The following is a 26,597-nucleotide window of genomic DNA, read 5'->3' as shown; positions in this document are numbered from 1 at the left end:
CTCAGACGCTGGCGGTCAGACGCCGATGGTGAGGTTGGCGACGTAGCCGTCGGTGGCGTTCCCGGTCACCGTCGCGAGCTGGTAGATCCCGCCGTCGTTGCCGAACACCATGTCCTGCGTGAGCGACGTCCTGGCGAGGTTCTGCACGCTCGCCTCGTAGCCCGTCGTCGCGTACACCTCCTTGCACGCTGCCTCGGGCAGGGCGATCTGTGAGGTCTTGACGATCTGTCCGCTGCTCGTGGCGTCGTCGACCGACGAGTAGACCTCGAAGTGGATGTGCGGCCACCGTCCGTCGTAGGCCGCCGGGAAGATGCTGGTGTAGGTCGCGGTCCCGGCCGCGTTGGTCGCCTGCACGCCCCGCAGGTAGTTCTCCTCGGAGACGCCCTGGGAGTACAGCGAGTACTGCCCGTCGCGGTTGCAGTGCCACAGGTAGACCGCGGCACCCTGCATGGCCGAGTAGCCGTTCCCTGCGTCGGTGACCGTGAGGTTGATGGTGAGCGGGATGCCCTCGGCCTTGGTTGTCGAGGACCCGAAGCTGCTCGTGATGTCGGAGCGGACGATGCCCGAGTCGTCCAGCACGTTGGGGCCGTTGGACCCGTCGCCCGGGTAGGGACCGCCGGTCTCGTCGGGCACCTCGGCCTTCGGGGTGGACCCCGCGCTCGAAGCGGACGAGCCGGACGTGCTCGAAGAGCTGCTCGTGGACGAGGTGCTGGTCGTGGAGCCGCTGTCAGAGGTGCCGCAGGCTGCGAGAGCCGCTCCCGCACCGAGCCCGCCGAGGATGCCCAGGACGCGACGCCGCGCCAGCAGGGTCTGCACGTCGAACTCGAGTCCGCGGTCGTGCCGGTCGTCGTGCGGGTTGCCGCTGCTGACATTGCGGCCCTGCGGGCCGACCTGGTCGGTGCCGTGGTCCTCGGGGGTCTGGTTCTCACTCATGCGCCCCACTGTCGCGTCACTGTCCATCGACGCCTTGTGCACCTCCTGTGCGCCTCCTGTGAGGCGATGCCGCCGCGCTCAGCCGAGCGACACGCGCCCGGGCCGGACGTCCGCGCTGACCTCGGCGTAGGCCGCCTGCAGCAGGGCCGGGTCGGGCCCTTCGAGCCGCACCGGCCTGGCCAGCCCGGACAGCACGACGAACCGGAGCAGCGACCCCCGCGACTTCTTGTCCCGCTTCATCGCGTCGAGCAGCTGTGGCCACTTGTCGCCGCGGTAGGACACCGGAAGCCCCAGCGAGCCCAGGATCGAGCGGTGCCGGTCGACGAGCGCGTCGTCCATCTTGCCCGCGAGCCGGGCGAGCTCGGCGACGTAGACCATCCCGATCGACACCGCGGCGCCGTGCCGGAAGGCGTAACGCTCGACCTGCTCGACGGCGTGGCCGAAGGTATGGCCGTAGTTGAGGATCTCGCGCAGGTCGGCTTCCTTGAGGTCCTGCGAGACGACGTCCGCCTTGACCCGGATCGCGCGCTCGATGAGCTCCCGCACGTGGGCCCCGTCGGGCCGCTTCACGCCCTCGGGATCGGCCTCGACGACGTCGAGGATGACCGGGTCGGCGATGAACCCGCACTTGACGACCTCGGCCAGCCCGGCCACGAAGTCGTGCGGTGGCAGGGTCTCCAGGGTCGCGAGGTCGCACAGCACCCCGGCCGGCGGGTGGAACGCGCCGACGAGGTTCTTGCCCTCGGGGGTGTTGATCCCGGTCTTGCCACCCACGGCCGCGTCGACCATCGCGAGCAGCGTCGTGGGCACGTGCACGACCTTGATGCCGCGCAGCCAGGTCGCTGCGACGAACCCCGCGAGGTCGGTCGTCGCCCCTCCCCCGACGCTCACGATCGCATCAGAGCGGGTGAAGCCAGCCTGACCCAGGACGCCCCACAGGAAGGCCGCCACCTGGGAGGTCTTGGCCTCCTCGGCGTCCGGCACCTCCGCGGCATACGCCTCGAATCCCTTGGCCACCAACGCTTCTCGCACGCCCTCGCCCGTGGCGGCCAGTGCGCGAGGGTGAACGACGAGGACGCGCTGCACACTCTCGCCGACGAGCCCTGGCAGCTCCTCGAGCAGGCCGGTGCCGATGACGACGTCGTAGTCGCCCCCGACGCTGATGCGGGTGGTGCTCATGACTGGTCCCCTGTTCCGCTGGCGTGTTCCGCCGCGCCACCGGCAGCGCCACCAGGTGCGCCGCCCGGTGCGCCGCCGAGGAAGGCGAGGATCTCCTCGACCACGGAGGCGGGCTTACGACCTGCCGTGTCGACGCGCAGGGTGGCCAGCCGCTCGTAGGTCGGCCGCCGCTCGTTCATCATCTTGGTCCAGCTGGCTCGTGGGTTGACCATCAGCAGCGGCCGGCTGGCGTCGAACCCGATCCGGCGCGCGGCATCGGCGATGCCCACATCGAGGAAGACCACGGTGTGCCCAGCGAGGGCGGCCTGCACCTCGGGATCCATCGGCGCTCCCCCACCGACCGACACGATCCCGGGCTCCTCGGCCAGCGCGCGCAGCACCTCGGCGCGCTCCAGGGCGCGGAAGTGGGCTTCGCCGTGGTCGACGAAGACGTCCGCGATCGACTGGCCGGCTGCGGCCTCGATGGCCTTGTCCGTGTCGTGCCACGCGATCTCGAGAGCCCGGGCCACCCGTCGTCCGATCGTGCTCTTGCCGACCCCGGGCGGTCCGATGACCACCGCGCGGGGTGTGGGGGCAGCGGTCACCACGTGCGCATCGCCTCGGGGATCGAGGCGAGGTAGGCCGCGTGGTTGCGTGCCGTCTCGGCGACCGAGTCGCCGCCGAACTTCTCGACACAGGCCTGAGCCAGCACGAGCGCCACCATCGCCTCGGCCACCACCCCTGCAGCAGGTACCGCACACACGTCGGACCGCTGGTGGATCGCCTTGGCCGCCTCGGCACCGGTGGTGTCGACCGTGTCGAGGGCACGCGGGACCGTCGAGATCGGCTTCATCGCGGCCCGGACGCGCAGCACGTCACCGGTGGACATGCCGCCTTCGGTGCCGCCGGCCCGGCCGGTGCGGCGCTGGATCGTGCCGTCGGCGGACCGCTCCATCTCGTCGTGGGCCGCGGACCCGCGACGGGCAGCGGTGCGGAAGCCGTCGCCGACCTCGACACCCTTGATCGCCTGGATTCCCATGAGGGCGGCGGCCAGCTGGGCGTCGAGTCGACGGTCCCAGTGGACGTGGGAGCCCAGGCCCGGCGGCAGTCCGTAGGCGACGACCTCGACGACCCCACCAAGGGTGTCGCCGTCCTTCTTGGCGGCCTCGACCTCGGCGATCATCGCGGCGGACCCAGCGGCGTCGAGGGTGCGCACCGGGTCGGCGTCGATCTGCTCGACCTGGTCGGGCGTGGGCAGCGGGGCGTCCTCGGACACCCCCGCGGTGCCGATGGCCACGGTGTGCGAGACGAGCCGGATGCCGTAGGCCTGCTCGAGGAACCGGGAGGCCACCTCGCCCAGTGCGACACGGGCAGCAGTCTCGCGGGCGGAGGCGCGTTCGAGCACCGGGCGGGCGTCGTCGAAGCCGTACTTCTGCATCCCCACGAGGTCGGCGTGACCCGGACGGGGGCGGGTCAGGGGTCGGTTGCGGGCGACCTCCTTCTCCGCGTTCACGTCGTCCGACGAGGCGTACGCCTCCTCCGACACGGGGTCGGGCGACATCACGGTCTCCCACTTCGGCCACTCGGTGTTGCCGATCCGGATGGCGACCGGGGACCCCATCGTCACGCCGTGGCGAAGGCCACCGAGGAACTCGACGTCGTCCTGCTCGAACTTCATCCGCGCGCCACGGCCGAAGCCGAGCCGGCGCCGGGCGAGCGCGGCGGCCACGTCCTTGGTGGTCACCTCGATCCCGGCCGGGAGACCCTCGATCGTCGCGAGGAGGGCCGGGCCGTGGGACTCACCTGCGGTCAACCAGCGGAGCATGAACCGATCCTCCCATGCAGCCGGTGGCCCGGTTTGGCTAGGCCACCAACTGGTACTGCACGACCAGCGCGACGAAAGCGCCGGCGAGCATCGACGGGCCGAACGCAATGTGCGAACGCATCCCGACCCGCCGGCCGACCAGCATGACGACGGCGATCAGCCCACCGACGACGAAGCCCGCCAGCAACGCGACGAAGGCATCCCCCACCCCGACCCACCCCAGCAACAGCCCGATCAGCCCGGAGAGCTTGACGTCGCCGAAGCCCAGCGAGCTCGGCGAGATGATCGCCATCAGGAAGTAGAGGGCGTACATGCCAGCCATGCACGCGAGCGCCCGCACCAGGACCCCCCAGTCGCCCAGGCCGGCCGTCGCCACGACGACCAGAACGAGGAGCGCGGGGTAGGCGGGCAGGACCAGCCCGTCCGGCAGCCGGTGCACGTCGGCGTCGATCCACACCAGCGCGACCGTCAACCAGGCGAACAGCAGGTATGCCGGCAGCGCGGCCCAGCCGGCGAGGTCGCCGATCCGCCAGCCCACGACCGCCCACAGCAGACCAACGGCGACCGCGGGCCACCACCAGTGCCTGGGCGGTGGCCCGGCCTCGTCGGACTCGATCCGGTAGTCGGCGACGGCGAGCGCCCGACCGGTGACGGCCCCCAGGCTCGCCCCCGCCAGCGCAAGCAGGACGAGCACCCAGGCGGCGACGCCGGAGCCGGCCGCGAGGTCGATCATCGGCCGAGTGCCTGTCTCCCAGCGGCATACATCGCCTGGACCGGTGCCTGCTCGCCGGTGAACAGCCGGAACTGTTCGGCAGCCTGGTAGACCAGCATGTCGAGACCGGACACGACGTCCATGCCGACGGCCGCGGCCGCGCGCGCCAGCGGCGTGGGCCAGTCGGCGTAGACCACGTCCATCAGGGTGCCGGACCGCTTCTTGGTCCCCGTGGCCGCGGCTGCCGTCTCGGCGGCTGCCGGCGGGAGGGTGCTGACCACCAGCCCGCCGTGGTGGCCCTTGCCCCACGACGACAGGGACACCACGTCCACACTGAGGCCCGCGTGGACGGCCAGCCGCAGCGTCTCGGGACGGGCGTCACCGCGTACGGCGAGTCGGATCCGCTCGACCCCGATCGCACTCAGGGCGATGACGGCGGAGCGGGCGGTGGCGCCGCCGCCGAGCAGGGTCGCCTCCCCTCCGTGGTCGACGGCGGCCAGGGCCGCCTCGATACCCCGGACATCGGTGTTGTGGGCGTCCCACCCACCGTCGTGACGGCGGACCAGGGTGTTGACGGCGCCGGTCACCCGAGCCGTCTCGGTGACGGTCGTCGCGACGCTGAAGGCGACCTCCTTCAGCGGCATCGTCAGGCTCAACCCACGCCATGTGCCGTCGAGGCCGGCCACCCACCCGGCGAGCTCTGGCTCACTGAGCTCGTGGGCGGCATACGTCCAGTTGGTCAGCCCCAGCGTGCGGTAGCCCGCGCTGTGCAGCACCGGTGACAGGGAGTGCGCCACCGGAGATCCGAGGACCGCCGCGCGGCGCGGCTCAGCCACCGCCCTCGCACTTCGGCTTGTTGGCGTCGCACCAGGCCTGGCGCTGCGCGTTGTTGCGGTCGTGCTCGGCCTGCGTCGCCGCGAACAGGGTCTCCCCTGTGTCGTAGTTGACCGTCACGAAGTAGAACCACGGGCCGGCCGTCGGGTTGGCCGCCGCCTCGATGGCCTTGGCACCCGGGCTGCTGATCGGACCCGGCGGGAGTCCCTTGTGGGCGTAGGTGTCATAGGGGTTCGACTTTGCGGAGTCGTACTCGGTCTTGGTGAGGTTGCCCCGCTTCTGGAGGGCGAAGTTGACCGTCGAGTCCATCTGCAGCAGGCCCACGGTGGGGCCGGTCGGGTTGTCGAGCCGGTTCTCCACGACGCGCGCCACCTTGCCGCGGTCGGCGACCCCGGCCTCGCCCTCGACGATCGACGCCACGATGAGGGTCTTCTGGTAGTCGGCCTCGCTGACACCGGCCTTCTGCAGCTCGGCGATCGCCTGACCCACCATGATCTTGAGCTGCTGGACAGCCGTCGCCTTGACGGGGAACTCGTACGTCGCGGGGTACAGGTAGCCCTCGACGTTCCCCTTGGCTCCTGCGGGGAGCCCGAGGGCTTCCGGGTTCTTGGCCGCGGCGGTGTACTCCGCGACCGGCACGCCGGTGCCCTTGGACAGCGCCGCGAACACCTCGCTCTTCCACAACCCCTCGCGCACGGTGACCCGGGGGACGCTGCGGTTGGCCGAGTCCACGAGGATGGCCAGCGCGGCCTTCGCGGTCATCTGCTTCTTCATCGTGTAGCTGCCCGGCTGGATCGCAGCGGCACGAGTGTCGGTGGCGGCGGCGTCGAGGTAGGCCTTGGCGGTCTTGACGACGTCGGCCTTCTCCAGGGTGGCGCCGATGGCGCGGCCGGTGTCCCCGTCGTTGACCACGATCTGCACCTCACCGGTGCCCGGACCCGGGTAGTCGTCGCTCTCCAGGAATCCGTCGACGACCGGACGCAGCCCCGTGTATGCCGCGAACGCCGCCACGGCGACGATCACCAGGGCAATGAACAGGCAGCCGAGCCGACGGCCGCGGCGGCGGCGCGGCTTGCGCGCGGGGCGGCGGTGCCGGTCCGCCCGGCGGAGGACCTCGGGCTGGTCCGTCCCGTGCGGGCCGTCGTGCGCTTCCTGGTGTCCCCCGAAGATAGAGTGCTCCAGATGGGGGTCCGTCATCGCCGCCTGTCCTTCGTCCTGGGCTTGCGCCCGTCCGTCCTGACCAGCTCCCCGGGCGGTCGCCCGGAGTTGCGCTCCGCGTCGAGGGCGGCCTGCAGGATGAGGACTGCAGCAGCCTGGTCGATGATCGAACGCTGCCGCCGACCGTCGACCCCGCTCTCACGGAGGTTGCGGTGGGCATCGACCGTCGTGTGTCGTTCGTCGACCAGACGGACGGGCACGGGGGCGATGCGCACCGACAGCCGCCCAGCATACGTGCGGGCGGCTTCCGCGGCGGCACCTTCCTCACCCGAGAGGGTGCGGGGCAGTCCGACCACGACCTCGACGGCGTCCAGCTCGGCCACGATCGCGGCGACCTCCTCGAGGTCGGCCGGGGCGTTCGTTGCGCCGTCGGGGTCGCGCCGCACCGTCCGCACCGGGGTGGCCAGCAGGGCGGACGGGTCGCTGGAGGCGACCCCTACCCGCACGCTGCCGACGTCGATGCCCACCCGCCGTCCTGGGCGGGTGGGCATCGACGTCGAGACGGGGTCGTTCACCCAGCGCCCTGGGTGGCCGCCTGCACTGCGCGGTCGATCTGGCCGAGGGCCTCGCCGGTGCGGCTGGGGTCGGTGCCGCCGCCCTGCGCGAGGTCGTCCTTGCCGCCGCCGCCGCCGCCCAGCGTCTGGGCCGCGAGCCGCACGAGGGCACCCGCCTTGACACCGCGGTCGCGGGCGCCGGCATTCGTCGCCACCACGATGGCGGGTCGGCCACCGGCCACGCCGGTGAGCGCCACAACCGACGGGGCCGCCTCGCCCAGGCGGTTGCGCAGGTCCAGCACCATGGTGCGCAGGTCGTCGGCAGTCGTCCCGTCGCCGGCGTCGTGGGTCAGCACCCGGACACCGTCGACGTCGTGGGCGTACTCGACCAGCTTGCCGGTCGAGGCCTGGACCTGCTCGCGGCGCAGCTTCTCCAGCTCGCGCTCCGCGTCGCGGACCCGTGCCACGAGGGCGGCCACCCGCTCCTTGAGCTCGCCCGGCTGCACCTTGACGATGTCCGTCAGCTCGGCGACCAGCGCCCGTTCCTTGGCGAGGTAGTGCAGCGCCTCCATGCCGACGAAGGCCTCGAGGCGGCGCACGCCGGATCCCACCGACGACTCGCCCGTGACGGTCAGGGCGCCGATCTGGCTGGAGTGGCCGACGTGCGTGCCACCACAGAGCTCGCGGGACCAGGGGCCACCGATCTCGATGACGCGGACCTGCTCGTCGTAGTTCTCACCGAACAGGGCGAGCGCACCGAACTCGCGCGCGGCCGGCAGGGTCATGTACTGCGCGGACACGGGGAGGTCCTGGCGGACGGCGAGGTTCGCGACCTCCTCGATCTCGCTGCGGGTCTCCGGGGAGAGTCCCTGGCCCCAGGCGAAGTCCAGCCGCAGGTAGCCCGGCTTGTTGTAGGAGCCCGACTGGAGCGCGGTCGGGCCGAGCACCTGGCGCAGGGCCGCGTGCACCACGTGGGTGCCGGAGTGCGCCTGGCAGGCCGAGATGCGCCAGTCGGCGTCGACCTCTGCGGAGACGTCCTGCCCGACCCGCAGCGGACCGGTGAGCACCTCGACGGTGTGCGCGACCAGGCCCTTGACCGGGCGCTGGACGTCGATGACCTTGAGGTGCGCGCCGTCGGCGGTGATGACGCCCTCGTCGGCGATCTGGCCACCGGACTCGGCGTAGAACGGGGTCCGGTCGAGCACGACCTGGCCCCGCCGGCCGGGCTCGAGCTCCTCGACGCGCTCGCCGTCGACGATGATGCCGAGCACCTTCGCGTCGCTGGTCAGCTCCTGGTAGGCCCGCCAGTCGGTCGCGCCGAGCGCCCGCAGGTCCTTCCAGACCACGGTGTCGGCGTGGCCGCCCTTCTTGGACTTCGCGTCCGCCTTGGCGCGGTTGCGCTGCTCCTCCATCAGCCGGGTGAAGCCCGCACGGTCGACCTCGAGGCCCTGCTCGGACGCCATCTCCAGGGTCAGGTCGATCGGGAAGCCGTAGGTGTCGTGCAGCTGGAACGCCTGGTCGCCCGCGAGGGTGCTGCCGCCGGTCGACTTCGTCTTGGCCACCGCGGTGTCGAGGATCGTCGTGCCCGAGGCGAGGGTGCGTCGGAACGCCTCCTCCTCCGCGTACGCGATCTGGGAGATCCGGTCGAACCCGGCCTCGAGCTCGGGGTAGGAGTTCTTCATCCGCTCCACCGAGACCGGCAGCAACAGCGGCAGGCTCGGCTCGTCATACCCGAGCAGGCGCATCGAGCGCACCGCGCGACGCAACATGCGGCGCAGCACGTAACCACGGCCCTCGTTGCCCGGGGTGACGCCGTCACCGATGAGCATCAGGGACGAGCGGACGTGGTCGGCCACCACACGCAGCCGCACGTCGTCGGGGTGCGACTCGCTGGCCGCGTGGCCGGAGTGCGCGCCGTACTTCTTGCCGGTCAGCTCGGCCGCCCGGTCCAGGACCGGGTAGACCTCGTCGATCTCGTACAGGTTGTCGACACCCTGGAGCAGCGTCGCCATCCGCTCGAGACCCATGCCGGTGTCGATGTTCTTCTTGGGCAGCTCACCCGCGATGTCGAAGTCGTCCTTGGCGCGGACGGCGGACAGCTCGTACTGCATGAAGACGAGGTTCCAGAACTCGAGGTAGCGGTCCTCGTCGACGGCGGGTCCACCCTCGCGGCCGTACTCGGGGCCGCGGTCGAGGTAGAGCTCGCTGCACGGGCCGCCGGGGCCGGGAACGCCCATGTGCCAGTAGTTGTCGAGCTTGCCGCGGCGGGTGATCCGCTCGGCGGGGATGCCGATCATCTTGTGCCACAGCTCGTAGGCCTCGTCGTCGTCCTCGTAGACGGTGGGCCAGATCTTGTCGGCGTCGAGGCCGTAGCCACCCTGCCCCTGGGGCGTCGTGATGAGCTCCCAGGCGAACCGGATCGCGCCTTCCTTGAAGTAGTCGCCGAACGCGAAGTTGCCGTTCATCTGGAAGAAGGTGCCGTGCCGGGAGGTCTTGCCGACCTCCTCGATGTCGCCGGTGCGCACGCACTTCTGCACGGAGGTGGCGCGGTCCCACAGGGGGGCCTGCTGCCCGAGGAAGTAGGGCTTGAACGGCACCATGCCGGCGTTGACGAACAGCAGGTTGGGGTCGTCGTAGACCAACGGTGAGGAGGGAACGATCGTGTGGCCCTTGCTCTCGTAGAACGAGAGGAAGCGGCGCCTGATCTCGGCGGTTTCCATGAAGTACTCAGTCCTTAGGCGCATGCGGGGCCACCGACGGGCCGGCATGACGAATCGTACGGGCAAACAAGAGGGGTATGCCGGGGCGGCGGCGCGGGTGCGCCAGCGCCCCTAGAAAGCTCGTCCGCCTCGCGGGCCCGTGGGGTCGTCGAGCAGGGCGCGGGCCGATGCGGCGTCGAGCCGTGCTGCGCTGGCCTCGGGGTCGTCGGCGGTGCCGGCGTCGATGCCCAGGGCAAGCCGCAGCTCGCCCTCGCGCTCGGCCATGCCCTCGCGGACGGCCGAGGCGAGCTCGCGCAGGCCGTCGCCGAAGTCGGCCAGCCCGTGCGCGACCCCGGTCGGCGTGTAGGCCTCGGCGGCCTTGCTGACCTTGCGCACGGCATACACACCGGCTGCGGCGCCCAGCGCCACCCAGAACAGACGTGCCACGGTGATCAGCCCCTGCGGCGGCGACGGCCGCCCGCGCTCTTGGTGCCGCTGGCGCTCAGCGCCGAGCGGACGCCGTAGGTGAAGGCCGCGACCTTGACGACCGGGCTGCCGAGGGTGGCCGCGAAGAGTGAGGTGAGCGCGCTGGCGTTCGTGGTCATCGCCGAGACGTTGGTGGTGATGCCGTCGACCCGCGCAAGCTGCTCGTTGGTCAGGCTGACCGTGTCGGTGAGCTTGAGCAGGGTCGGCTGCACGTTCTCGGTGGTGCTGCGCAGACTGACCCTCGTCTCGTCGAGGATCTTGCCGGCCTTGCCGATGACGCTGCCCAGTCGGAAGACCAGGAACGCGAAGGCCAGCGCCGCGATCATGCCCGCGATGTCGCCCAAACTCACAGAATCCATGCGGGCACCCTACCCCGCAGCAACTGCTGCGCCCCACGGAGTTCCGACGTGCAGAAGGACGGCGCAGCGACGGACGCTCCCCTCATCGCCGCTGGTGGGCGCCCGTTCTGCACGTCGCAGCGCCCGCCTGTGGAGAACTCCGGAGGGGATGCCGGACGCGCGCCAGCATGGCCTGATGACCGCGACCGAGGTGATCACCCAGCTGGGCGGCCGCGCGGCGTGGAGCCAGCTGCGCCGTCACCTGACCTGGTCGGCACTGGATGCCTCGGTCCGGGGCGGGGAGCTGGTCAAGCTGGCCCGAGGTCGTTACGCCCTCGCGCAGCTCGCGCAGCACGCCCATGTCGCGCACCAGCACACTGTCGTCCAGTCCCACCTCAGTGCGGCGGTGGCGCACGGCTGGTCCGTCAAGTGGCCGCCCACGACCCCGTGGATCACCGTCCCGCGAAACCGCAAGATGAACCCCGCCTCACGACGCGGACTGCAGGTCGCCTACCGCGACGTCAGTGCCCGGGAGCGCAGTCGAGGCGTCACCGGGCACCTGCGGACGGTCCTCGACTGTGCCATGAAGCTCCCGTTCGACGAGGCGTTGTGCGTCGCCGACTCGGCTCCGCGCGTGGGTGATGTCGACCGCGAAGCGTTGCGGGCGGCCGCAGCGCGGTTGCGTGGCCCCGGCGCAGGGCTGGCCCGTCGGGTCGCGGCTCTCGCAGACGGGCGTGCGGCGAATCCCTTCGAATCGTGCCTTCGGGCGATCGCCGTCGAGGTGGAGGGCCTGAGCCTGCGACCACAGGTGCAGGTCGCCGAGCCCGGGCTCTTCGCGACGGTCGATCTCGGCGACGTCGTGCGCAAGGTGGCCATCGAAGCGGAAGGGTTCGAGTTCCACGGCACGCGCTCCGGGCTCGAGCGGGACTGCCGCCGGTACACCGAGCTGACCATCTACGGCTGGAGGGTGCTGCGCTTCACGTGGCACGACGTGATGTACCGGTCCGACTGGGTGCGCTGGACCATCGAGACGCTGGTGGCCGAGCTCGACGGACGACCCACAGCACCGCCTCCCGCGGCGCTGCGACGTGCAGTGCCGGCCTGATCGAGGGCGACCACGCAGGTGGGTTCGGCCGGTGCGCACCACTGCACGTCACAGCTCCGGGCTGCGGGCGGTCAGGAGCGGCGGATGCGGGACTTGAGCCACTCCCACCGTGGGCCGAGGCGCTCCTCGAAACCGCGGTCGGTCGGCCGGTAGTAGTCCGTCTTGCCCTGCAGGTCGTCGGGCAGGTAGTCCTGCTGGGCCACGCCGTCCGGCTCGGTGTGGGCGTAGACGTAGCCGTCTCCGTGGCCGAGGCGGGTTGCACCGGCATAGCCACTGCCGCGGAGGGCGGGGGGCACTGCACCACCGCGTCCGGCGCGGATGTCGGCGATCGCCTCGTTGATACCGACGTAGGCCGCGTTGCTCTTGGGCGCGAGCGCGTTGTGCACCACCGCCTGGGCCAGGATGATCCGCGCCTCGGGCATGCCGATCTGGGCGACGGCGTGCATGGCTGCGACCGCGGTCTGCAGCGCCGTGGGGTCACCCATCCCGACGTCCTCCGAGGCCGCGATGACGATCCGCCTGGCGATGAACCGCGGGTCCTCCCCCGCTTCCAGCATCCGCGCGAGGTAGTGCAGTGCCGCATCGACGTCGGACCCGCGCATCGACTTGATCAGCGCCGACGCGACGTCGTAGTGCTGGTCACCCGTCTTGTCGTAGCGCACGCTCGCGAAAGCGACCGCCTGCTCGGTGTGCGCGAGCGTTATCTCCACGGGGCCGTCCAGGTCAGCACCAGCGGGTATGCCGTCCTGCGCCACTCCCGCGGCGGCCTCCAGGGCCGTGAGGGCTCGCCGGGCGTCGCCGCCGGAGATCCGCACCAGGTGCTCGGTGGCGTCGTCAGCCAGCGCGTACTCCCCCGCCAGTCCCCGCTCGTCGCCGATGGCGGAGGCGAGCACGTCAGCCACCTCCTCGTCGGACAAGGAGGTGAGGGTGATCAGCATCGAGCGGGACAGCAGCGGCGCGATGATGGAGAACGACGGGTTCTCGGTCGTCGCCGCGACGAGGATGACCTGCCGGGTCTCGACACCGGGCAGCAAGGCATCCTGCTGGGCCTTGGTGAACCGGTGGATCTCGTCGAGGAACAGCACCGTCTGGCGGTCGTACATGTCCCGCTCGCGAGCTGCCTGGTCCATGACGGTCCGGACGTCCTTGACGCCGGCGGTCACGGCTGACAGCTCGACGAACCTGCGGTCAGCAGCGGTGGCCACGAGGTGGGCCAAGGTCGTCTTGCCGGTGCCGGGCGGTCCCCAGATGATCGCGGACAGCGCGCCCGCGGATCCGCCGGACCCCTCGATCAACCGGCGCAGCGGGCTGCCCGGTCGAAGCACGTCGGACTGGCCGCGGACCTCCTCCAGCGAACGCGGCCGCATGCGCACGGCGAGCGGCGGCAGGGAGGCCCCCGACGGCATACCGTTGCCGTCCCGTGCGGACGAGGCCGCACCGAACAGGTCGTCGTCGGCGCCAGTTCCCACGGATGGCAGGCTATCCCCCGTGACCGACGCGCCTGACCACGCCAGCCCAGCCGCCAGTCACCCGGACCGGTCGGACTCGGCCCTGTCGCACCTCGGTGGTCTCGTCGGGCGCCACCCGAAGACCGTCATCGTCATCTGGCTGCTCGCGGTGGTCGCTGCGTTCGCGGGCGCGACCGGAGCGTTCGGCAACCAGTCCCTGTTCGACCGCCTCAAGTCCGGCGACCCCTCCGTCGCCGGAGAGAACCTCCAGGGGCGCGACCAGCTCGTCGCGGCCGGCCGGTCGGCGACGTCGACGCACCTGCTGCAGGTGACCGGCGCCGACGCCGCGGCACCCGCGACCGTCACCGCTGTGCGCAGCGCCGCCGAGGCGATCGCGCGGATCCCCGGGGTGGCCTCGGTCGAAGCGCCCCAGCTCGTGCCCGCGGGGCTCGACAGCCCCGCGGCGAAGGCCCTGTTGCCGACGTCCGGGGACGGCTTCGCCGAGGTGGTGACGTTCGACCCGGCCCTCGAGGGCGAGGCCCGCGACCGTGCGCAGGCAGAGGTCGACACGCAGTTCGACGCCCTCGTCGCAGCCATTCCCGGGGCTCACGGCACGACCGGCGGCCTCGCCGACCTGATCGAGGCGATCACCTCCCAGGTCGAGACCGACCTGCGGGCCGGCGAGGGGATAGCCCTGCCGATCAGCTTCCTCGTGATGGTGCTGGTCTTCGGCGGTTTCGTCGCGGCCGGCATGCCGATCATCGGGGCGATCGCCTCCATCGCCGGCGCCCTCGCCTCGCTCCTCGGGTTCTCGCACCTCATCGACCTCGATGCCACGGTCGTCAACGTCGTCACCGTCCTCGGGCTCGGCCTGTGCATCGACTACGGGCTGCTCACGGTCAGCCGGTTCCGCGAGGAGCTGCGCAGCCGCGTCCAGGGCCGACCGACCGCCGAGATCACCCGCGAGGAGATCCTCGCCTCGGTCGCCCGCACTGTCGACTCGGCGGGGCGCACCGTCGTCTTCTCCGGCCTGACCGTGGCAATCTCGCTCGGTGGCCTGCTCGTGTTCGAGGCGTCGATCCTCAAGGCCATCGGTTCGGCCGGTCTGTCCGTCGTCCTCGTGGCCATGCTCGTGGCCCTCACCCTGGTCCCCGCCCTCTGCGTCGTCGGCGCCCGCCGCCTCCTCAAGCGCGGCACCGAGCAGGCCCCCGAGGAGGGCGTCTTCTCCCGCCTCGCCACCCGCGTGTTCCGCCACCCGCTGCTCGTGATCATCGCCGTGCTCGCCATCCTCGGAACTCTCGCCGCTCCCGCCCTCGGCCTCCGCCTCACCTCGTCGGGCAGGGAGCTGCTCCCGGTCAGCGCGCCGCAGCGGCAGTTCTTCGAGTCGCTCGAACGGAGCTACCCGCAGCTGTCCGGGCCGGACGTCCAGGTCGTCGCCGAGGCGAGCCTCCAGGAGGCGCAGGCGTATGCCGCGTCGCTGCCGGTCGTCGACGGGCAGCGCCTCACCGGGCGGGTCGAGAGCGTCACCGACACCCTCTCCCTGGTGTCGATCAACATCCCCGGCGGGGCGCTGGACGACGCCGCCCGGGATGCGGTGACGGCACTGCGGGCCGACCGACCTGCCTTCCCCACCAAGGTGATCGGCCAGGCGTCCGGCCTGCGCGACTTCACCGACTCGCTGCGCGAACGTGCGCCGATCGCCTTCGCCCTGGTGGCCCTCGCGACCCTGGTCCTGCTCTTCCTCATGACCGGGTCGGTGGTCATCCCGGTCAAGGCGCTGCTGATGAACGTCGTCTCGCTCGGCGCAAGTCTCGGCGTCGTGGTGTGGATCTTCCAGCAGGGTCACCTCCAGGGCCTGATGGGCTTTGACAGCGTCGGAGCGATCGAGTCGACGATCCCGATGCTGGTGTTGGCCTTCGGGTTCGGGCTCTCGATGGACTACGAGGTGTTCCTCCTGTCCCGCATCGTCGAGCTGCATGAGCGCGGGGTCGGCAACGACGAGGCGGTGATCGCCGGGCTGCAACGATCCGGACGCATCATCACCTCGGCCGCGATCCTGGTCGTCATCGTGTTCTCCGGCTTCGTCGCCGGCCAGCTGCTCGTCATCAAGGAGACCGGCGTGGGCCTGGCGGTGGCGGTGCTGCTGGACGCGACGCTGGTGCGCATGCTGCTCGTGCCTGCCACGATGGCGCTGCTCGGCGACTGGAACTGGTGGGCGCCCAAGAGCCTTCGGCGGTGGCACGCACGGTTCGGGATCACCGAATGACGTTGCGACAGCTCACTTCCCACGCCGAGGTGCTCGAGGCCACCGACGACAGCGCCTTCATCCGCTACGACATCCCGTCACCGCTGGAAGGTGCGGCCTACACCCTCGGCGGCGCGGTCGCGCTCTCCCGGCGCACCCACACCCGGCGACTCCGCCTGCTCATCATGGGACCGACGGCCGACCTGGGGCAGCTCGTCGGTGCGATGCTCGCCGACGGCCTGATCCCGCCCGACCTGCGCGCCGTCACGGTGCCCAGGGGTGGGCTGGCTGCCGTCGCAGCGCACCTGCCGCTGGCCGACGGCAACGACTGGGAGTGGATGTATGCCGCGCGGGAACCTTCCGTGGTCCCGGCCGAGTCCCGGCTGGTGGGGTTGGACGAGGCCGACCTCCCCGAGATCCGCGCGTTGCTCGACGTGGCCAACCCGCGCACCGACGCGCGGCCCTTCGAGTTCCCCGACCAGCAGTGGGTCGGCGCCCGGGACGAGTCCGGGCGCCTGGTTGCCTGCGGCGTCCGCGAACCCAACGTCGCCGGCTGGCCGGCCCTGTCCGGCATCTCCGTGCACCCCGACGAACGCGGGACGGGGCTGGGACTGGCCGTCACGGCATACCTGACACGGGAAGCGGTCCGCGAGCGCGGGATCTGCACGCTGAGGCTGTACTCGGACAACGACCTGGCGCGCCGGGTCTACCACGGGCTCGGGTACGGCGGTGACCACCTGTGGTCCAGCCGGAGGCTGGGTCGCTGACCACCCGTCACGCAAGTGCTTGCCCCATGGCACCAGCCCGGAGCATGGTTGGTCAATGGCACTCGACCTCCACGAGCAGTGGTTCCGCGGCCTGGGCGAGCTGCGGTGCAGCGCCACCACCAAGCGCCTGCGCGCCTCCCGCGGCGGGGCGACAGTCGTCGACACGACGGACGCGTACCTGGTGTGGGAACCCCGTCGGGTCGTGCCGGAGTATGCCGTGCCCGCCACGACGCTCACCGGCAGCTTCGTCGACCTGCCGCGCCGTGCGGTGCCCGACGGGCTGCCACCGGTCCTCGGACCACGGCACTTCGAGCTGCACACGTGTCCGGGGACGCCGGTGGGCCTTCAGGGCGGCGACGGCGAGTCCGTGGAGATCGGTTTCCGGCCCGACGACCCCGACCTGGGCGGGCGGGTGCTGCTCGACTTCGCCAAGTTCGAATGGGTCGAGGAAGACCAGCCCATCACCGGTCACGCCCACGACCCGTACAAGCGGATCGACGTGCTGCGCAGCGACCGGCACGTGGTGGTCGAGCTGGGTGGCACCGTGCTGGCCGACTCCCGCCGGGCGATGGCGCTCTACGAGACCTTCCTGCCGACCCGCTGGTACCTCCCCCGCGAGGACGTGCGGATGGACCTGCTGACTCCCTCCGACGCCCACACCGTGTGCGCGTACAAGGGACAGGCGAGCTACCTCAGCGCGGACCTCGACGGCGGAACCGACATCGCCTGGTTCTACCCCGAGCCGCTGGACGACGCGGTGCCCGTTCGCGACCTCGTCGCCTTCTGGTCCGAGCGCACGGACCTGACCGTGGACGACGAACGCGTGACCGGCGGGATGCCGGACGCCGAACGCCCCGCCCGGGAGTCGCTCTGACCAAGGTGCCGCGGCCCAAGGTCGTGCCCCGACCTGCGCGAACGCTGAGGGTGTGCCTACATTCGGGGTGACCGCACCCCCGACCGAGAGGACTGACATGCCCACCGTGTCCAATGGCGACGTCGAGATCCACTACGAGGACAGCGGCGGCTCGGGCCGACCCGTCGTGCTCATCCACGGCTGGCCGCTCAGCGGCGCGTCCTGGTCCGACCAGACGACGGTCCTGCAGGACGAGGGCTACCGCGTCGTCACCTACGACCGCCGCGGGTTCGGCCAGTCCAGCAAGGCCGGCGCCGCGTCCTCGTACGACTACGACACCCTCACCAGCGACCTCGATGCCCTGCTCACCCACCTCGATCTGGAGGACGTCAGCCTCGTGGGGTTCTCGATGGGCGGCGGGGAGGTGGCCCGCTACGTGGGGACCCACGGCGAGGACCGCGTGCACAGCCTGGTCTTCGCCGCCGCCATCCCGCCGTGCCTGCTCAAGGACGACGACCACCCCGACGGCGCCGTCGACGTCGACACGGTCAGCGCCTGGCAGGGCCAGCTGCGCGAGGACCCCACTGGATTCCTCGACGGGTTCGTGACGAACTTCTTCTCCGCCGGCGACCAGCTCAAGGTGAGCCAGGAGCAGCGGCTCGCAGCACTGGGCCTCGCCGCGCAGGCGGACGTGCATGCGGCGGCCGAGTGCATCCACTCCTGGGTGACCGACTTCACCGGCGACCTGGCCAAGGTCAGCGTGCCGACGCTCGTCATCCACGGCGACAGCGACGGGATCGTCCCGTTCGAGGTCTCCGGTCAGCGCACCCACGAGGCGGTGGACGGCAGCGAGCTCGTCGTCATCGAGGACGGGCCGCACGGGATCAACACCAGCCACGTGCAGGAGTTCAACGACGCCCTGGTGGCCTTCCTCGCGAAGTAGCCCCGGCGCCGGACGCCGCCCGCTCACGGCGAGCGGGCGGCGTGCCTGAGGCAACTGGCCAGGGGCAGCGGGTCAGGTCAGGCGCTGCGGGTCAGCTCAGGTGACGTCGGCCGGGTCGTACGCCTTCTGCTCGACGAGCACCATCCAGTTGCCCGAGTTGTCGCGGCAGACGGCTTCCACGCCGTAGGGGCGGTCGGTCGGCGGCTGGACGAACTCAACCCCCTTGGCGACCAGCTCCTCGTGGGTCTTGCGGCAGTCGTCGACGTTGAGGCCCAGGCCGTTGAGGCCACCGGCGTCCTGGGCCCGCTTCATGGCCTCGACGAGGTCGGCATCCATCGGCGGTCCCGGGATGGCGAGGTTGACGAGCAGCTCGGGCTGGGACGGGTGGATGACCGTGCACCAGCGGTAGCCGTCGCCGAGGGTGATGTCGTCCTTCTCCTCGAACCCGAGGATGTCGGTGTAGAACTTCTTGGCGTCGTCCTGGTCCTTGACGAAGACACTGATGATGGCGATGTTGTTGATCATGTTCGGAGACTAGGAGCCGTGGGGTTCGCCGTGCTTCTCCTCGATTGCGGACTCCCCTGGGGCAGTGACGGTCGACCGCTCCGCGAGGCCCCACATGAAGACGTAGCAGCCCGGGATGTGCGGCGCGCCGGCCACCGCATACCGGGCCTGGAACTGTGACGGCGTCTCCCCCACCACCGTCTTGAACCGGCTGGAGAACGAGCCGAGCGACGAGAACCCGACCGCGAAGCACACCTCGGTCACCGACAGGCCGGTGGCTCGCAGCAGGTCCTGGGCACGCTCGATCCGGCGCTGTGAGACGTACTCTCCCGGCGTCAGCCCGTAGGTGGCGCTGAACAGCCGCAGGAAGTGGTACTTGCTCAGGCCCGCCACCGCGGCCAGCGACTCGACGTCGAGCGGCTCGGCATAACAACGGTCGGCGTGGTCCCGCGCGCGACGCAGGTGCACCAGCACGTCACCTGGAGCCCGCAGCGTCTTGTCACCCACCCGTCCCATTCTGGTCCACGGGCTCGGGAACCACAGCGCAGAGCGCTGACGTCAGTGGCACGGCCTACGGTGTGCTCGTGGGCAGCACACCTCGACGCAACCGCGTCACACCAACTGGTGACATCGTCGCGATTCCCTTGCGTGGTGCCTGGCTCGGCAACCGCGGCATCCTGCACGCAGAAGGTGAGGTCGTCCGCTACCACGCGAGCGACCTCTGGATCACCTGCGCCCTCCAGTTCAGGGACTGGCGCCTGCCGCAGTGGCAACCACACCACTTCACGGTCCTCTTCTTCCACGACGAGGCGGTCTCGCTCGCGGCCGGACACCGACCCTGCGCCCTGTGTCGCCGCACCGACTACAACGCCTTCCGCGCCGCGGTGGCCGCCGGGACAAGTGAGGGACTGCTCAGCGCCAAGCACCTCGATCGTCAACTCCACGGAGAGCGCATCGTGCGCGGCACGCATCGGCGCCGGCTTCACGAGGGGACGTGGGCGGACCTGCCTTCCGGCGCGTTTGTCATCGACGACGACATCCCCACGATCGTCGTCGATGACGCAGTGCTGCCATGGACGACCGATGGGTACGGCCCGCGCCGCAGACGTCCCACGCGCGGGGTCGCGCAGGTGCTCACGCCGCCGAGCACCGTCGCGGCACTCCGCGCCGGCTACCAGCCTCAGATAGACGCGTCCGCGCATCCCTAGCTGGTGGGTCCGCACGGGCTGGCAGCAACGCCTGCCTTCGAGGTGCGCCCACCTGTGGTCTCGTCGTCGTCCCGGTCCACCGCATCCAGGACCACGGCACGTGGGCTGCCTGCGAGGCCGGGCGAGTTGTCGGGCCTGGACCAGACCTGAGTCTCGAGGAACCCGCGGAACGCCGAAGCCTCGGCCACCGACGGGAAGTCCAGCTGCACGACGACGTAGCGGTCGTCGTCCACGGGCCGGTGGATGCGCTGCGCCACGACCCCGGCGGCGCGGCGGCGTTCCGCGAAGCGGTCGAACGCCGCCTCCCAGGTGGCCAGGTCGGTGATCGCGTGCTCGATGTGCAAGGTGGCCATCGTCGTTCCTCTCGGTCAGCGGTTCGCTGTCCTGCCCACGCTAGGAAGCCGGCTCGACGGGCGACATCCCAGATTTCGGGGGCCTGCGGCGAGCAGGCCCCCGGCCGTAGGGTCGGGCCGTGGGACCACCGCTGCCTTCGGACCGGATTGTCAGGGACCTGCACGCCCTCGACGCCGCCACCTGTCCCCACCCGGACGACCCGGAGGACCGCGCGCTGCGGCGACGCATGCTCGACGTCATCGGGACGGTGATCCCCTACGACTTCTACGCCTTCGTCCTCACCGACCCGCAGACCACGGTCGGCACGTCCCCGCTGGCCGAGGTCCCGGACCTCGACGACCTGCCGCGCGTCATCCGGCTGAAGTACCTGACCAGGCCGGGCCGCTGGACCACGCTCGACGCGTCCGGCTGCACGACCTTGCTCGCGGCGACCGGCGGTGACCTCGGCCGCAGCGACCAGTGGGAGGGAGCCCTGCGCCAGCACGGCGTCACAGATGTCCTCGTCGCCGTGCTCCGGGACCGCCACGGGACATGGGGTTTCCTCGACCTCTGGCGCCGCACCGGCGTCTTCGCCAGTGCGGAGGTGGCGGCCGTCGCGTCGGCGCTGCCAAGGCTGACCGCGGCCGTTCGCAACGTGGTTGCGCGGTCATTCGTGGTCGGCCCGCCCGCTGCAGCACCGAAGGCGGCCACTGCCTACGGTCCGGGAGTGCTGCTGCTCGGCGACGACCTCACTCCCGTGGCAGGCACCCGACAGCTGCGGGACTGGCTGACCACCCTGCTCCCCACCGCGGGTGACGCCGGCCCCGTCCCTGCGAGTGCGCTCAACGTGGCGGCCCAGCTGCTGGCGGTGGAGGCGGGTGTCGACGACCACCCACCCAGCGGCCGGGTCGCGCTCGCGCCGGGGACCTGGCTCACGGTCCGGGCCGACCGCCTCACCGAGCCCCTCTCAGGAGCCAGCATCGCTGTCGGCTACGAGCTGACCTCACCCGCGGACCGGCTCGACCTCTTCGCCCGCGCCCACGCCATGTCGCCTCGCGAAAGCGACGTCGTGGTTGCAGTGGCGACAGGGCTCGACACGCGCGGCGCCGCTCGTCGGCTGGGCATCACCGAGCTCACCGTGCAGGACCACCTCAAGTCCGTGTTCGCGCGCACCGGTGCAGCCAGCCGTGCCGACCTGCTCGCCCGGGCGCTCGGGAGCTGACCCAGACGCGGGTATGCCGCCCGCTCACGATGAGCGGGCGGCATACCGAGGTGCGTTGTCCAGGGCTCAGGCCTGGGTGTCGGCCTCGTCGGCCTTGGCGCCTGGGGTCTTGGGCTCGGGCTTGGCGTCCACGCCGGCTTCCTTGCGCTGCTCGGAGGTGATCGGCGCGGGAGCGGCGGTCAGCGGGTCGTAGCCGCCACCGGACTTGGGGAAGGCGATGACGTCGCGGATCGACTCGGTGCCGGCGAGCAGCGAGACGATGCGGTCCCAGCCGAACGCAATCCCACCGTGCGGCGGGGCGCCGAACGCGAACGCGTCCAGGAGGAAGCCGAACTTCTCCTGCGCCTCCTCCTCGGACAGGCCCATCACCTTGAAGACCCGCTCCTGCACGTCGCGGCGGTGGATACGGATCGACCCGCCGCCGATCTCGTTGCCGTTGCAGACCATGTCGTAGGCATAGGCGAGCGCGGGGCCGGGGTCGGTGTCGAAGGTGTCGAGGAACTCGGCCTTGGGCGACGTGAACGCGTGGTGCACCGCGGTCCAGGCGCCGGCGCCCACGGCGACGTCACCGGCGGCGACGGCCTCCGAGGAGGGCTCGAACAGCGGGGCGTCGAGCACCCACAGGAACGACCAGGCGGACTCGTCGATCAGGTCACAGCGCCGGCCGATCTCGAGACGGGCGGCGCCGAGCAGTGCGCGCGACGACTTGGTGGCGCCGGCGGCGAAGAACACACAGTCGCCAGGGTGGGCGCCGACGTGCGCGGCCAGTCCGGCCCGCTCGGTGTCGGACAGGTTCTTGGCAACTGGCCCGCCGAGCTCGCCGTCCTCCTGCACGAGGACGTAGGCCAGGCCCTTGGCGCCCCGGCTCTTGGCCCAGTCCTGCCACGCGTCGAGCTGCTTGCGCGGCTGGCTCGCGCCACCCGGCATCACGACGGCCCCGACGTACTCGGACTGGAACACGCGGAACGGGGTGTCGCTGAAGTAGTCGGTGCACTCGACCAGCTCGTTGCCGAACCGCAGGTCCGGCTTGTCGGAGCCGAACCGGCGCATCGCGTCGGCGTAGGTCATCTGCAGGAACGGCGTCTGCAGGTCGGCGCCGATCAGCTTCCAGACCGCCTTGACGATCTCCTCACCGAGCTCGAGCACGTCGGACTGCTCGACGAACGACATCTCGATGTCGAGCTGGGTGAACTCGGGCTGGCGGTCGGCGCGGAAGTCCTCGTCGCGGTAGCAGCGGGCGATCTGGTAGTACCGCTCCATCCCCGCGACCATGAGCAGCTGCTTGAACAGCTGCGGGCTCTGCGGCAGGGCGTACCAGGACCCGGGCGCGAGGCGCGCGGGCACGAGGAAGTCGCGGGCACCCTCGGGCGTGGATCGGGTGAGGGTGGGCGTCTCGATCTCGACGAAGTCGCGGGCGCCGAGCACGGAGCGGGCGGCGGCGTTGACCCGCGAGCGCAGCCGCAGGGCCGCTCCCGCCGACGAGGCACCAGGGCGGCGCAGGTCGAGGTAGCGGTGCTTGAGGCGGGCCTCCTCGCCGACCGTCACCCGCTCGTCGATCTGGAACGGCAGCGGCGCCGAGGCGTTGAGCACCTCGATCTCGCTGGCGATGACCTCGATGTCACCGGTGGGCAGGTCGGGGTTGGCGTTGCCCTCAGGGCGGGCCTTGACCTCGCCGACGACCCGGATGCAGTACTCGTTGCGCAAGTCGTGGGCCCCACCCTGCTCGAGCACCTCGTCGCGCACGACCACCTGGGCGACGCCGCTGGCGTCGCGCAGGTCGAGGAACGCCACTCCACCGTGATCGCGCCGACGGGCAACCCAGCCCGTGAGCGTGACGGTCTGACCAGCGTGGTCGGCGCGCAGGGTGCCGGCCTCATGGGTGCGGAGCACGAGAGATCCTTCGATTCAGGCGGTGGGTGAACCCGGCCATCCTACGGACCGGGCCACGCGGCATACGAATCGGTTTGGCCCTCCTAGCCCAGCGGACAGCAGACCCCGCCGAGCGGTCGCACCGGTCAGATGACCTCGCCGTCGACGTAGACCCAGCGTCCCGCCCGGCGGATGAAGCGGCTCCGCTCGTGCAGCACACCCCCGTCGTGGGCAGCCCGGAACTCGACCTCGCCGACCGAGTCGTCCTCGCGGCCGTCGGCGGTCGCGATCACCGCGAGGCCCTGCCACGCCGGACCGTCCGTGGCGTCGAGCTCTGCCGGGCGGGTCCGTGGGTGCCAGGTGCGGGCGAGGTAGGCCGTGTCGCCGACGACGAACGCGGAGTAGCGGCTGCGCATCAGCTGTTCCGCGGTCCGCGCGGCCTGGTTGCCGTCGTGCAGCGGTCCGCAGCACTCGGCATACATCGCACCGGACCCGCACGGACAGCCACCGGGCGTCGGCGCAGCGCGGGGGCCACCGAAGACCGTCACTCGGCCCTCGCCGGGAGGAAGCAGAACTCGTTGCCGGACGGGTCCGTGAACGAGGTCCACGGCAGGTCGCCCCAGTCCTGGCCGATGCGTACTGCGCCGAGCGCCTCGACCCGGTCGAAGACGGCGGCGGCGTCGTCGCCCGGCTCGAGCCGCAGGTCGAGGTGCAGGCGATTCTTGGTGTCCTTGGGCTCCGCAGTCGGGAAGAAGTCGAGGACGAGTCCCCGCCCGCTCGGGTGCCGCAGGGAGAGCGGCGCCGTCCCGGCATACTCCTGCCACCCGGTCAGTCCGGCCCAGAACGCACCGTTGCGCTCAGGCTCGGCACTGAGGACGGTGACCGCGGCGATCGGCCCGGTGTCGGGGTAGGCGTCGCGCTCGGCCAGCACGCAGAAGGGGTGCCCCTCCAGGTCCGCCAGCACCACCCACGGGACGTCACCCTGGCCGATGTCGAGGTGGCTGGCCCCGAGCGCGAGCAACCGCTCGACGGTTTCCGCCTGCGATGGTCCGGCCGAGAGGTCGAGGTGCAGCCGCGGCGGCGCGGTGGACGGGTCGGGCACCCGGGGAAGGCAGAGGTCGAGGACCGGCCCGTCGGGCACCGTCAGCCGGGTCTCGTAGCCTGCAACGTCGTCGGTCAGCGGGACCGTGCCGAGCGCCTGCTCCCAGAACCGGCCGAGCCGCTGCGGGTCGACGGCATCGATGACGATGTTCTCCAGAAACATGGAGGGAGCCTACGACGCCCGGCGCGCGCCAGCAGCCCGCACCACCACCGGCCGGCAACTCGGAAGCCAGGGCCGAATGTCTCGTGACTACTGCAACCGGCGGAGCCATCCGGCCGATGCCAGACCTACCGTCGAGTCATGAGCACTCGGGGTTGGGCCACCATGTCATCCCGCTCGCGGGTGGCTTTCGCGGTGGCGACGGTCATGTCGGTGGTCGCGGCGCTGGTCATCACGTGGGACACGGCCTACCTGCCCATGCGGGTTGCCTTGGTGTGCATGGCCGGCGGCCTGTCTGCGGTGCCGTTCGTCCTGCGCGCCAGCGGTCGTCTTCCAGCACTGGCGGACGGTCGGGCCCCCGCGATCACCCGCGGCGTGGGCTGGCTGCTCGTGGGTTCGATGACCACGGCCGTCATCGTGTCGTTCCGCGACAGCGACACCACCGAACGGGTCACCACCGGGATCCCGGTGGTCACCGTCCTGCTGGCCGCACACCTGATCGGGATCCAGGCGGTCACCGCCCGCCCGACCTCGACCGGTGGCCGTGGACTGGGCGCCGGGGCTGCCTTCGGGCTCGGCGCCGCCGGTGTCTGGCTGCTCGTCGTGGCGGTTCGACCCCCTGTACCGGGCAACGCTGGGCTGGCCACCCTGCTGGTGTTCGCGGCCGTGGTGGGCGCCGGCTACTGGTCGCGAAGGGCAGGCCGTGTCGGAGCGGCGCTCACGGCCGGCACCATCGGCTCCCTGTCGATCGTGGTGAGCGTCGGGTCCTTGATGAGCCTGGTGCCGGATCGCTGGGTGCCGCAGATCGTCACCGTGGCCATGACTCCGGCCGCAAACGTGAGCGAGAGCCGGATCGAGACGGCGGACCCCTACGTCGCCCTTCTCCTGCTCGGCGCCGTGTGCGGCGCCGTCCTCGTCATCACCTTCGTGCCAGGCCTGGCGCGCCGCCTGGAGCGGTTGTTCGAGGTCCCCGCTTCGCAGGCACCGGCGTCGGCGCTCGAAGTGCACACCTCGGCCCGTCCCTGAGATCCGGACAGTCCGCTGAGGCGCGTCGAGTCCTGCGTCGACGAGCAGCTCAGCGCGACGGCGAGCACCGCAGCGCCGTGACGGCCCCGTCGACGACGAGGTCGCCCACGCCATAGGGGACCAAGAGGGTCTGGCCCACCACGAGGGGCACCGGGGCGTGTTCAGCCGTGCGCAGGGTGCCTGCGCCGTCGACGACGACGAGGACGGAGAAGCCGGCTTCCAGCTCGGCGGGTCCGTCCCGGGTGTCGACCACCTCGGCCGTGAAGTACTCCAGCGCCTCGGCGGGCAACGCGGACCGGACCCCGCCACTGCCCAGCCACCGCGTGCGCAGCGCTGCGAGGTCCTCGGGCCCGAGCGCCGCCATGGCGACACTCTCGAGGGCGACTTGTGGGGTCAGCCCCAGCCAGGCGTGGTCGGCATCGAGCCCGAACCGGTCGTGCTCGAGCATGACCGAGAAGTCGGTGGGTTCCTGCAGCTCCACGACCAGGACACCCTCACCGATCGCGTGCGGCTGTCCCGCCGGGACGAGGATCGCATCGCCTCGCTCGACCTCGAACCCGTTGAGGAGGGCGAGCAGCCGTTCGTCCTGGGCCTGCACCAGCTCCGCGAGGTGCGTGGCGTCGACGTCGTCCTTGAAGCCGACCCACACCCGTGCCCCGGGCTCGGCTGCCACGACGAGCCAGGCCTCGGTCTTGCCGTGCGCGCAGTCGAGATGACGCAGGGCGAACGCCCGGTCGGGGTGGCTGTGCACGGGCAGGCGCTCCCCTGCGTCGAGCAGCTTGACGAGAAGTCCGGGGGACGCGCCGTGCCGGGTGAGGTGCGCCTCGCCCAGCCAGCCGGTCGGGTCCTCCCCAAGGGCATCGACCAACAGTCGCCCATCAGCCAGCACGGTGAGACCGTCCCCGCCCTCGGCAAAGAGCTGCGTGGTGGACGCCAGCCAGTCCTCGGGACGTCGGCCGTCGAAGTCGTCGGGCAGGCCAAGCCCCCGGAACGCAAGGATCCGCTCGCCGCCCCGGTAGAACCGCCGAGGCGTGTTGGGTGCCAGCTCGACGATGCCCACGTGCTTCTCGTTCTTCGCCATCAGGCCACCTTCAGGGTCGGGCGCAGGTCGCCGGA

General features: G+C 71.3%; 27 protein-coding genes. 8 read left to right on the top strand and 19 right to left on the bottom strand.

Going from position 1 to position 26,597, the window contains the following annotated elements; all coding sequences use genetic code 11:
- Window positions 1–15: 15 nt before the first annotated feature.
- The 11 genes from EAH86_RS04655 to EAH86_RS04605 all read right to left on the bottom strand — a co-directional run bounded on the left by EAH86_RS04655 (window position 16) and on the right by EAH86_RS04605 (window position 10,709).
- Entirely contained in the window at window positions 16–933 is a 918-nt protein-coding gene (locus EAH86_RS04655; protein WP_140737379.1) for an intradiol ring-cleavage dioxygenase, read from the bottom strand.
- A 78-nt stretch (window positions 934–1,011) separates the two neighbouring features.
- Entirely contained in the window at window positions 1,012–2,112 is a 1,101-nt protein-coding gene (aroB, locus tag EAH86_RS04650) for a 3-dehydroquinate synthase (protein WP_140737378.1), read from the bottom strand.
- Window positions 2,109–2,699, bottom strand: coding sequence for a shikimate kinase (locus tag EAH86_RS04645; RefSeq protein WP_140737377.1), 591 nt, complete (start codon window positions 2,697–2,699; stop codon window positions 2,109–2,111). Before EAH86_RS04645 ends, aroB begins: the two co-directional genes overlap by 4 nt.
- Entirely contained in the window at window positions 2,693–3,916 is a 1,224-nt protein-coding gene (gene aroC / locus EAH86_RS04640) for a chorismate synthase (RefSeq protein ID WP_140737376.1), read from the bottom strand. Before aroC ends, EAH86_RS04645 begins: the two co-directional genes overlap by 7 nt.
- 37 nt (window positions 3,917–3,953) lie before the next feature.
- Window positions 3,954–4,649, bottom strand: a complete 696-nt coding sequence (locus EAH86_RS04635; protein WP_140737375.1) for a prepilin peptidase — start codon at window positions 4,647–4,649, stop codon at window positions 3,954–3,956.
- Window positions 4,646–5,464 (bottom strand): shikimate dehydrogenase, encoded by an 819-nt coding sequence (locus EAH86_RS04630; protein WP_140737374.1) that lies wholly within the window; start codon window positions 5,462–5,464, stop codon window positions 4,646–4,648. Before EAH86_RS04630 ends, EAH86_RS04635 begins: the two co-directional genes overlap by 4 nt.
- Window positions 5,457–6,659, bottom strand: a complete 1,203-nt coding sequence (mltG, locus tag EAH86_RS04625; protein ID WP_140737373.1) for an endolytic transglycosylase MltG — start codon at window positions 6,657–6,659, stop codon at window positions 5,457–5,459. The genes EAH86_RS04630 and mltG overlap by 8 nt, the downstream gene beginning before the upstream one ends.
- Window positions 6,656–7,171 carry a Holliday junction resolvase RuvX gene (gene ruvX / locus EAH86_RS04620; RefSeq protein ID WP_140737546.1) on the bottom strand — a complete coding sequence of 172 codons (516 nt, stop codon included), beginning with the start codon at window positions 7,169–7,171 and terminating at the stop codon, window positions 6,656–6,658. The genes mltG and ruvX overlap by 4 nt, the downstream gene beginning before the upstream one ends.
- 20 nt (window positions 7,172–7,191) lie before the next feature.
- A complete protein-coding gene (gene alaS / locus EAH86_RS04615; RefSeq protein ID WP_140737372.1) occupies window positions 7,192–9,894 on the bottom strand; it encodes an alanine--tRNA ligase in 2,703 nt (900 codons plus the stop codon).
- 111 nt (window positions 9,895–10,005) lie between these two features.
- Window positions 10,006–10,320: a DUF6167 family protein gene (locus tag EAH86_RS04610; RefSeq protein ID WP_194150731.1), complete on the bottom strand. Its 315-nt coding sequence runs from the start codon at window positions 10,318–10,320 to the stop codon at window positions 10,006–10,008.
- Between the two features lie 5 nt (window positions 10,321–10,325).
- Entirely contained in the window at window positions 10,326–10,709 is a 384-nt protein-coding gene (locus EAH86_RS04605; RefSeq protein WP_091783080.1) for a DUF948 domain-containing protein, read from the bottom strand.
- Between the two features lie 184 nt (window positions 10,710–10,893).
- Here EAH86_RS04605 and EAH86_RS04600 point away from each other — a divergent pair, with 184 nt between their 5' ends.
- Window positions 10,894–11,802: a DUF559 domain-containing protein gene (locus EAH86_RS04600; protein WP_161988561.1), complete on the top strand. Its 909-nt coding sequence runs from the start codon at window positions 10,894–10,896 to the stop codon at window positions 11,800–11,802.
- Window positions 11,803–11,873: 71 nt separating this feature from the next.
- On the opposite strand, the gene EAH86_RS04595 is transcribed toward EAH86_RS04600, so the two are convergent.
- Window positions 11,874–13,208, bottom strand: a complete 1,335-nt coding sequence (locus EAH86_RS04595) for a replication-associated recombination protein A (protein ID WP_140737545.1) — start codon at window positions 13,206–13,208, stop codon at window positions 11,874–11,876.
- Window positions 13,209–13,290: 82 nt separating this feature from the next.
- Here EAH86_RS04595 and EAH86_RS04590 point away from each other — a divergent pair, with 82 nt between their 5' ends.
- From EAH86_RS04590 to EAH86_RS04575, 4 genes are all read left to right on the top strand, one after another.
- Window positions 13,291–15,516 carry an MMPL family transporter gene (locus EAH86_RS04590; RefSeq protein WP_241668179.1) on the top strand — a complete coding sequence of 742 codons (2,226 nt, stop codon included), beginning with the start codon at window positions 13,291–13,293 and terminating at the stop codon, window positions 15,514–15,516.
- Window positions 15,513–16,262 carry a GNAT family N-acetyltransferase gene (locus tag EAH86_RS04585; RefSeq protein WP_140737369.1) on the top strand — a complete coding sequence of 250 codons (750 nt, stop codon included), beginning with the start codon at window positions 15,513–15,515 and terminating at the stop codon, window positions 16,260–16,262. Before EAH86_RS04590 ends, EAH86_RS04585 begins: the two co-directional genes overlap by 4 nt.
- 55 nt (window positions 16,263–16,317) lie before the next feature.
- A complete protein-coding gene (locus EAH86_RS04580; protein ID WP_140737368.1) occupies window positions 16,318–17,136 on the top strand; it encodes a DUF427 domain-containing protein in 819 nt (272 codons plus the stop codon).
- Between the two features lie 97 nt (window positions 17,137–17,233).
- Complete coding sequence (locus tag EAH86_RS04575; protein WP_140737367.1) at window positions 17,234–18,058, top strand: alpha/beta fold hydrolase; 825 nt, start codon at window positions 17,234–17,236, stop codon at window positions 18,056–18,058.
- Between the two features lie 96 nt (window positions 18,059–18,154).
- Here EAH86_RS04575 and EAH86_RS04570 read toward each other — a convergent pair whose 3' ends face one another.
- Complete coding sequence (locus EAH86_RS04570) at window positions 18,155–18,583, bottom strand: VOC family protein (protein WP_140737366.1); 429 nt, start codon at window positions 18,581–18,583, stop codon at window positions 18,155–18,157.
- A 9-nt stretch (window positions 18,584–18,592) separates the two neighbouring features.
- Complete coding sequence (locus EAH86_RS04565) at window positions 18,593–19,069, bottom strand: helix-turn-helix domain-containing protein (protein ID WP_241668178.1); 477 nt, start codon at window positions 19,067–19,069, stop codon at window positions 18,593–18,595.
- A 77-nt stretch (window positions 19,070–19,146) separates the two neighbouring features.
- On the opposite strand from EAH86_RS04565, the gene EAH86_RS04560 reads away from it, so the two are divergent.
- A complete protein-coding gene (locus EAH86_RS04560; RefSeq protein WP_140737364.1) occupies window positions 19,147–19,770 on the top strand; it encodes a hypothetical protein in 624 nt (207 codons plus the stop codon).
- On the opposite strand, the gene EAH86_RS04555 is transcribed toward EAH86_RS04560, so the two are convergent.
- Complete coding sequence (locus tag EAH86_RS04555) at window positions 19,767–20,123, bottom strand: hypothetical protein (protein WP_206665715.1); 357 nt, start codon at window positions 20,121–20,123, stop codon at window positions 19,767–19,769. The two genes, EAH86_RS04560 and EAH86_RS04555, sit on opposite strands and share 4 nt — an antisense overlap.
- A gap of 119 nt (window positions 20,124–20,242) precedes the next feature.
- Here EAH86_RS04555 and EAH86_RS04550 point away from each other — a divergent pair, with 119 nt between their 5' ends.
- Window positions 20,243–21,325: a helix-turn-helix transcriptional regulator gene (locus EAH86_RS04550; RefSeq protein ID WP_206665714.1), complete on the top strand. Its 1,083-nt coding sequence runs from the start codon at window positions 20,243–20,245 to the stop codon at window positions 21,323–21,325.
- 66 nt (window positions 21,326–21,391) lie between these two features.
- Here the strand turns inward: EAH86_RS04550 and aspS are convergent, their stop codons facing one another.
- The 3 genes from aspS to EAH86_RS04535 form a co-directional block, all read right to left on the bottom strand.
- A complete protein-coding gene (gene aspS / locus EAH86_RS04545) occupies window positions 21,392–23,215 on the bottom strand; it encodes an aspartate--tRNA ligase (RefSeq protein ID WP_140737363.1) in 1,824 nt (607 codons plus the stop codon).
- 125 nt (window positions 23,216–23,340) lie between these two features.
- Window positions 23,341–23,742: a YchJ family protein gene (locus tag EAH86_RS04540; RefSeq protein WP_241668177.1), complete on the bottom strand. Its 402-nt coding sequence runs from the start codon at window positions 23,740–23,742 to the stop codon at window positions 23,341–23,343.
- Window positions 23,739–24,458 carry a VOC family protein gene (locus EAH86_RS04535; protein ID WP_140737362.1) on the bottom strand — a complete coding sequence of 240 codons (720 nt, stop codon included), beginning with the start codon at window positions 24,456–24,458 and terminating at the stop codon, window positions 23,739–23,741. The genes EAH86_RS04540 and EAH86_RS04535 overlap by 4 nt, the downstream gene beginning before the upstream one ends.
- A 138-nt stretch (window positions 24,459–24,596) precedes the next feature.
- Here EAH86_RS04535 and EAH86_RS04530 point away from each other — a divergent pair, with 138 nt between their 5' ends.
- The gene (locus EAH86_RS04530; protein ID WP_140737361.1) at window positions 24,597–25,481 is read left to right on the top strand and encodes a hypothetical protein; all 885 of its coding nucleotides are present in this window, start codon (window positions 24,597–24,599) and stop codon (window positions 25,479–25,481) included.
- 49 nt (window positions 25,482–25,530) lie between these two features.
- On the opposite strand, the gene EAH86_RS04525 is transcribed toward EAH86_RS04530, so the two are convergent.
- Window positions 25,531–26,562 (bottom strand): class I mannose-6-phosphate isomerase, encoded by a 1,032-nt coding sequence (locus EAH86_RS04525; protein ID WP_140737360.1) that lies wholly within the window; start codon window positions 26,560–26,562, stop codon window positions 25,531–25,533.
- Window positions 26,563–26,597 lie beyond the last annotated feature (35 nt).

The sequence above is a fragment of the Pedococcus bigeumensis genome (genome assembly GCF_006438965.1).
Classification (GTDB): domain Bacteria; phylum Actinomycetota; class Actinomycetes; order Actinomycetales; family Dermatophilaceae; genus Pedococcus; species Pedococcus bigeumensis_A.
This window is presented reverse-complemented; position numbering and strand designations above follow the sequence as displayed.

What these genes read in the sequence shown, in the direction of transcription:
- EAH86_RS04655 (WP_140737379.1), bottom strand. Translation starts at nt 933, where the DNA reads ATGAGTGAGAACCAGACCCCCGAGGACCACGGCACCGACCAGGTCGGC.
- mltG (WP_140737373.1), bottom strand. Translation starts at nt 6,659, where the DNA reads ATGACGGACCCCCATCTGGAGCACTCTATCTTCGGGGGACACCAGGAA.
- EAH86_RS04595 (WP_140737545.1), bottom strand. Translation starts at nt 13,208, where the DNA reads ATGCCGTCGGGGGCCTCCCTGCCGCCGCTCGCCGTGCGCATGCGGCCG.
- ruvX (WP_140737546.1), bottom strand. Translation starts at nt 7,171, where the DNA reads ATGCCCACCCGCCCAGGACGGCGGGTGGGCATCGACGTCGGCAGCGTG.
- EAH86_RS04575 (WP_140737367.1), top strand. Translation starts at nt 17,234, where the DNA reads ATGCCCACCGTGTCCAATGGCGACGTCGAGATCCACTACGAGGACAGC.
- EAH86_RS04635 (WP_140737375.1), bottom strand. Translation starts at nt 4,649, where the DNA reads ATGATCGACCTCGCGGCCGGCTCCGGCGTCGCCGCCTGGGTGCTCGTC.
- EAH86_RS04530 (WP_140737361.1), top strand. Translation starts at nt 24,597, where the DNA reads ATGAGCACTCGGGGTTGGGCCACCATGTCATCCCGCTCGCGGGTGGCT.
- EAH86_RS04585 (WP_140737369.1), top strand. Translation starts at nt 15,513, where the DNA reads ATGACGTTGCGACAGCTCACTTCCCACGCCGAGGTGCTCGAGGCCACC.
- EAH86_RS04525 (WP_140737360.1), bottom strand. Translation starts at nt 26,562, where the DNA reads ATGGCGAAGAACGAGAAGCACGTGGGCATCGTCGAGCTGGCACCCAAC.
- alaS (WP_140737372.1), bottom strand. Translation starts at nt 9,894, where the DNA reads ATGGAAACCGCCGAGATCAGGCGCCGCTTCCTCTCGTTCTACGAGAGC.
- EAH86_RS04570 (WP_140737366.1), bottom strand. Translation starts at nt 18,583, where the DNA reads ATGATCAACAACATCGCCATCATCAGTGTCTTCGTCAAGGACCAGGAC.
- aroC (WP_140737376.1), bottom strand. Translation starts at nt 3,916, where the DNA reads ATGCTCCGCTGGTTGACCGCAGGTGAGTCCCACGGCCCGGCCCTCCTC.
- EAH86_RS04535 (WP_140737362.1), bottom strand. Translation starts at nt 24,458, where the DNA reads ATGTTTCTGGAGAACATCGTCATCGATGCCGTCGACCCGCAGCGGCTC.
- EAH86_RS04580 (WP_140737368.1), top strand. Translation starts at nt 16,318, where the DNA reads ATGGCACTCGACCTCCACGAGCAGTGGTTCCGCGGCCTGGGCGAGCTG.
- aroB (WP_140737378.1), bottom strand. Translation starts at nt 2,112, where the DNA reads ATGAGCACCACCCGCATCAGCGTCGGGGGCGACTACGACGTCGTCATC.
- EAH86_RS04600 (WP_161988561.1), top strand. Translation starts at nt 10,894, where the DNA reads ATGACCGCGACCGAGGTGATCACCCAGCTGGGCGGCCGCGCGGCGTGG.
- EAH86_RS04555 (WP_206665715.1), bottom strand. Translation starts at nt 20,123, where the DNA reads ATGGCCACCTTGCACATCGAGCACGCGATCACCGACCTGGCCACCTGG.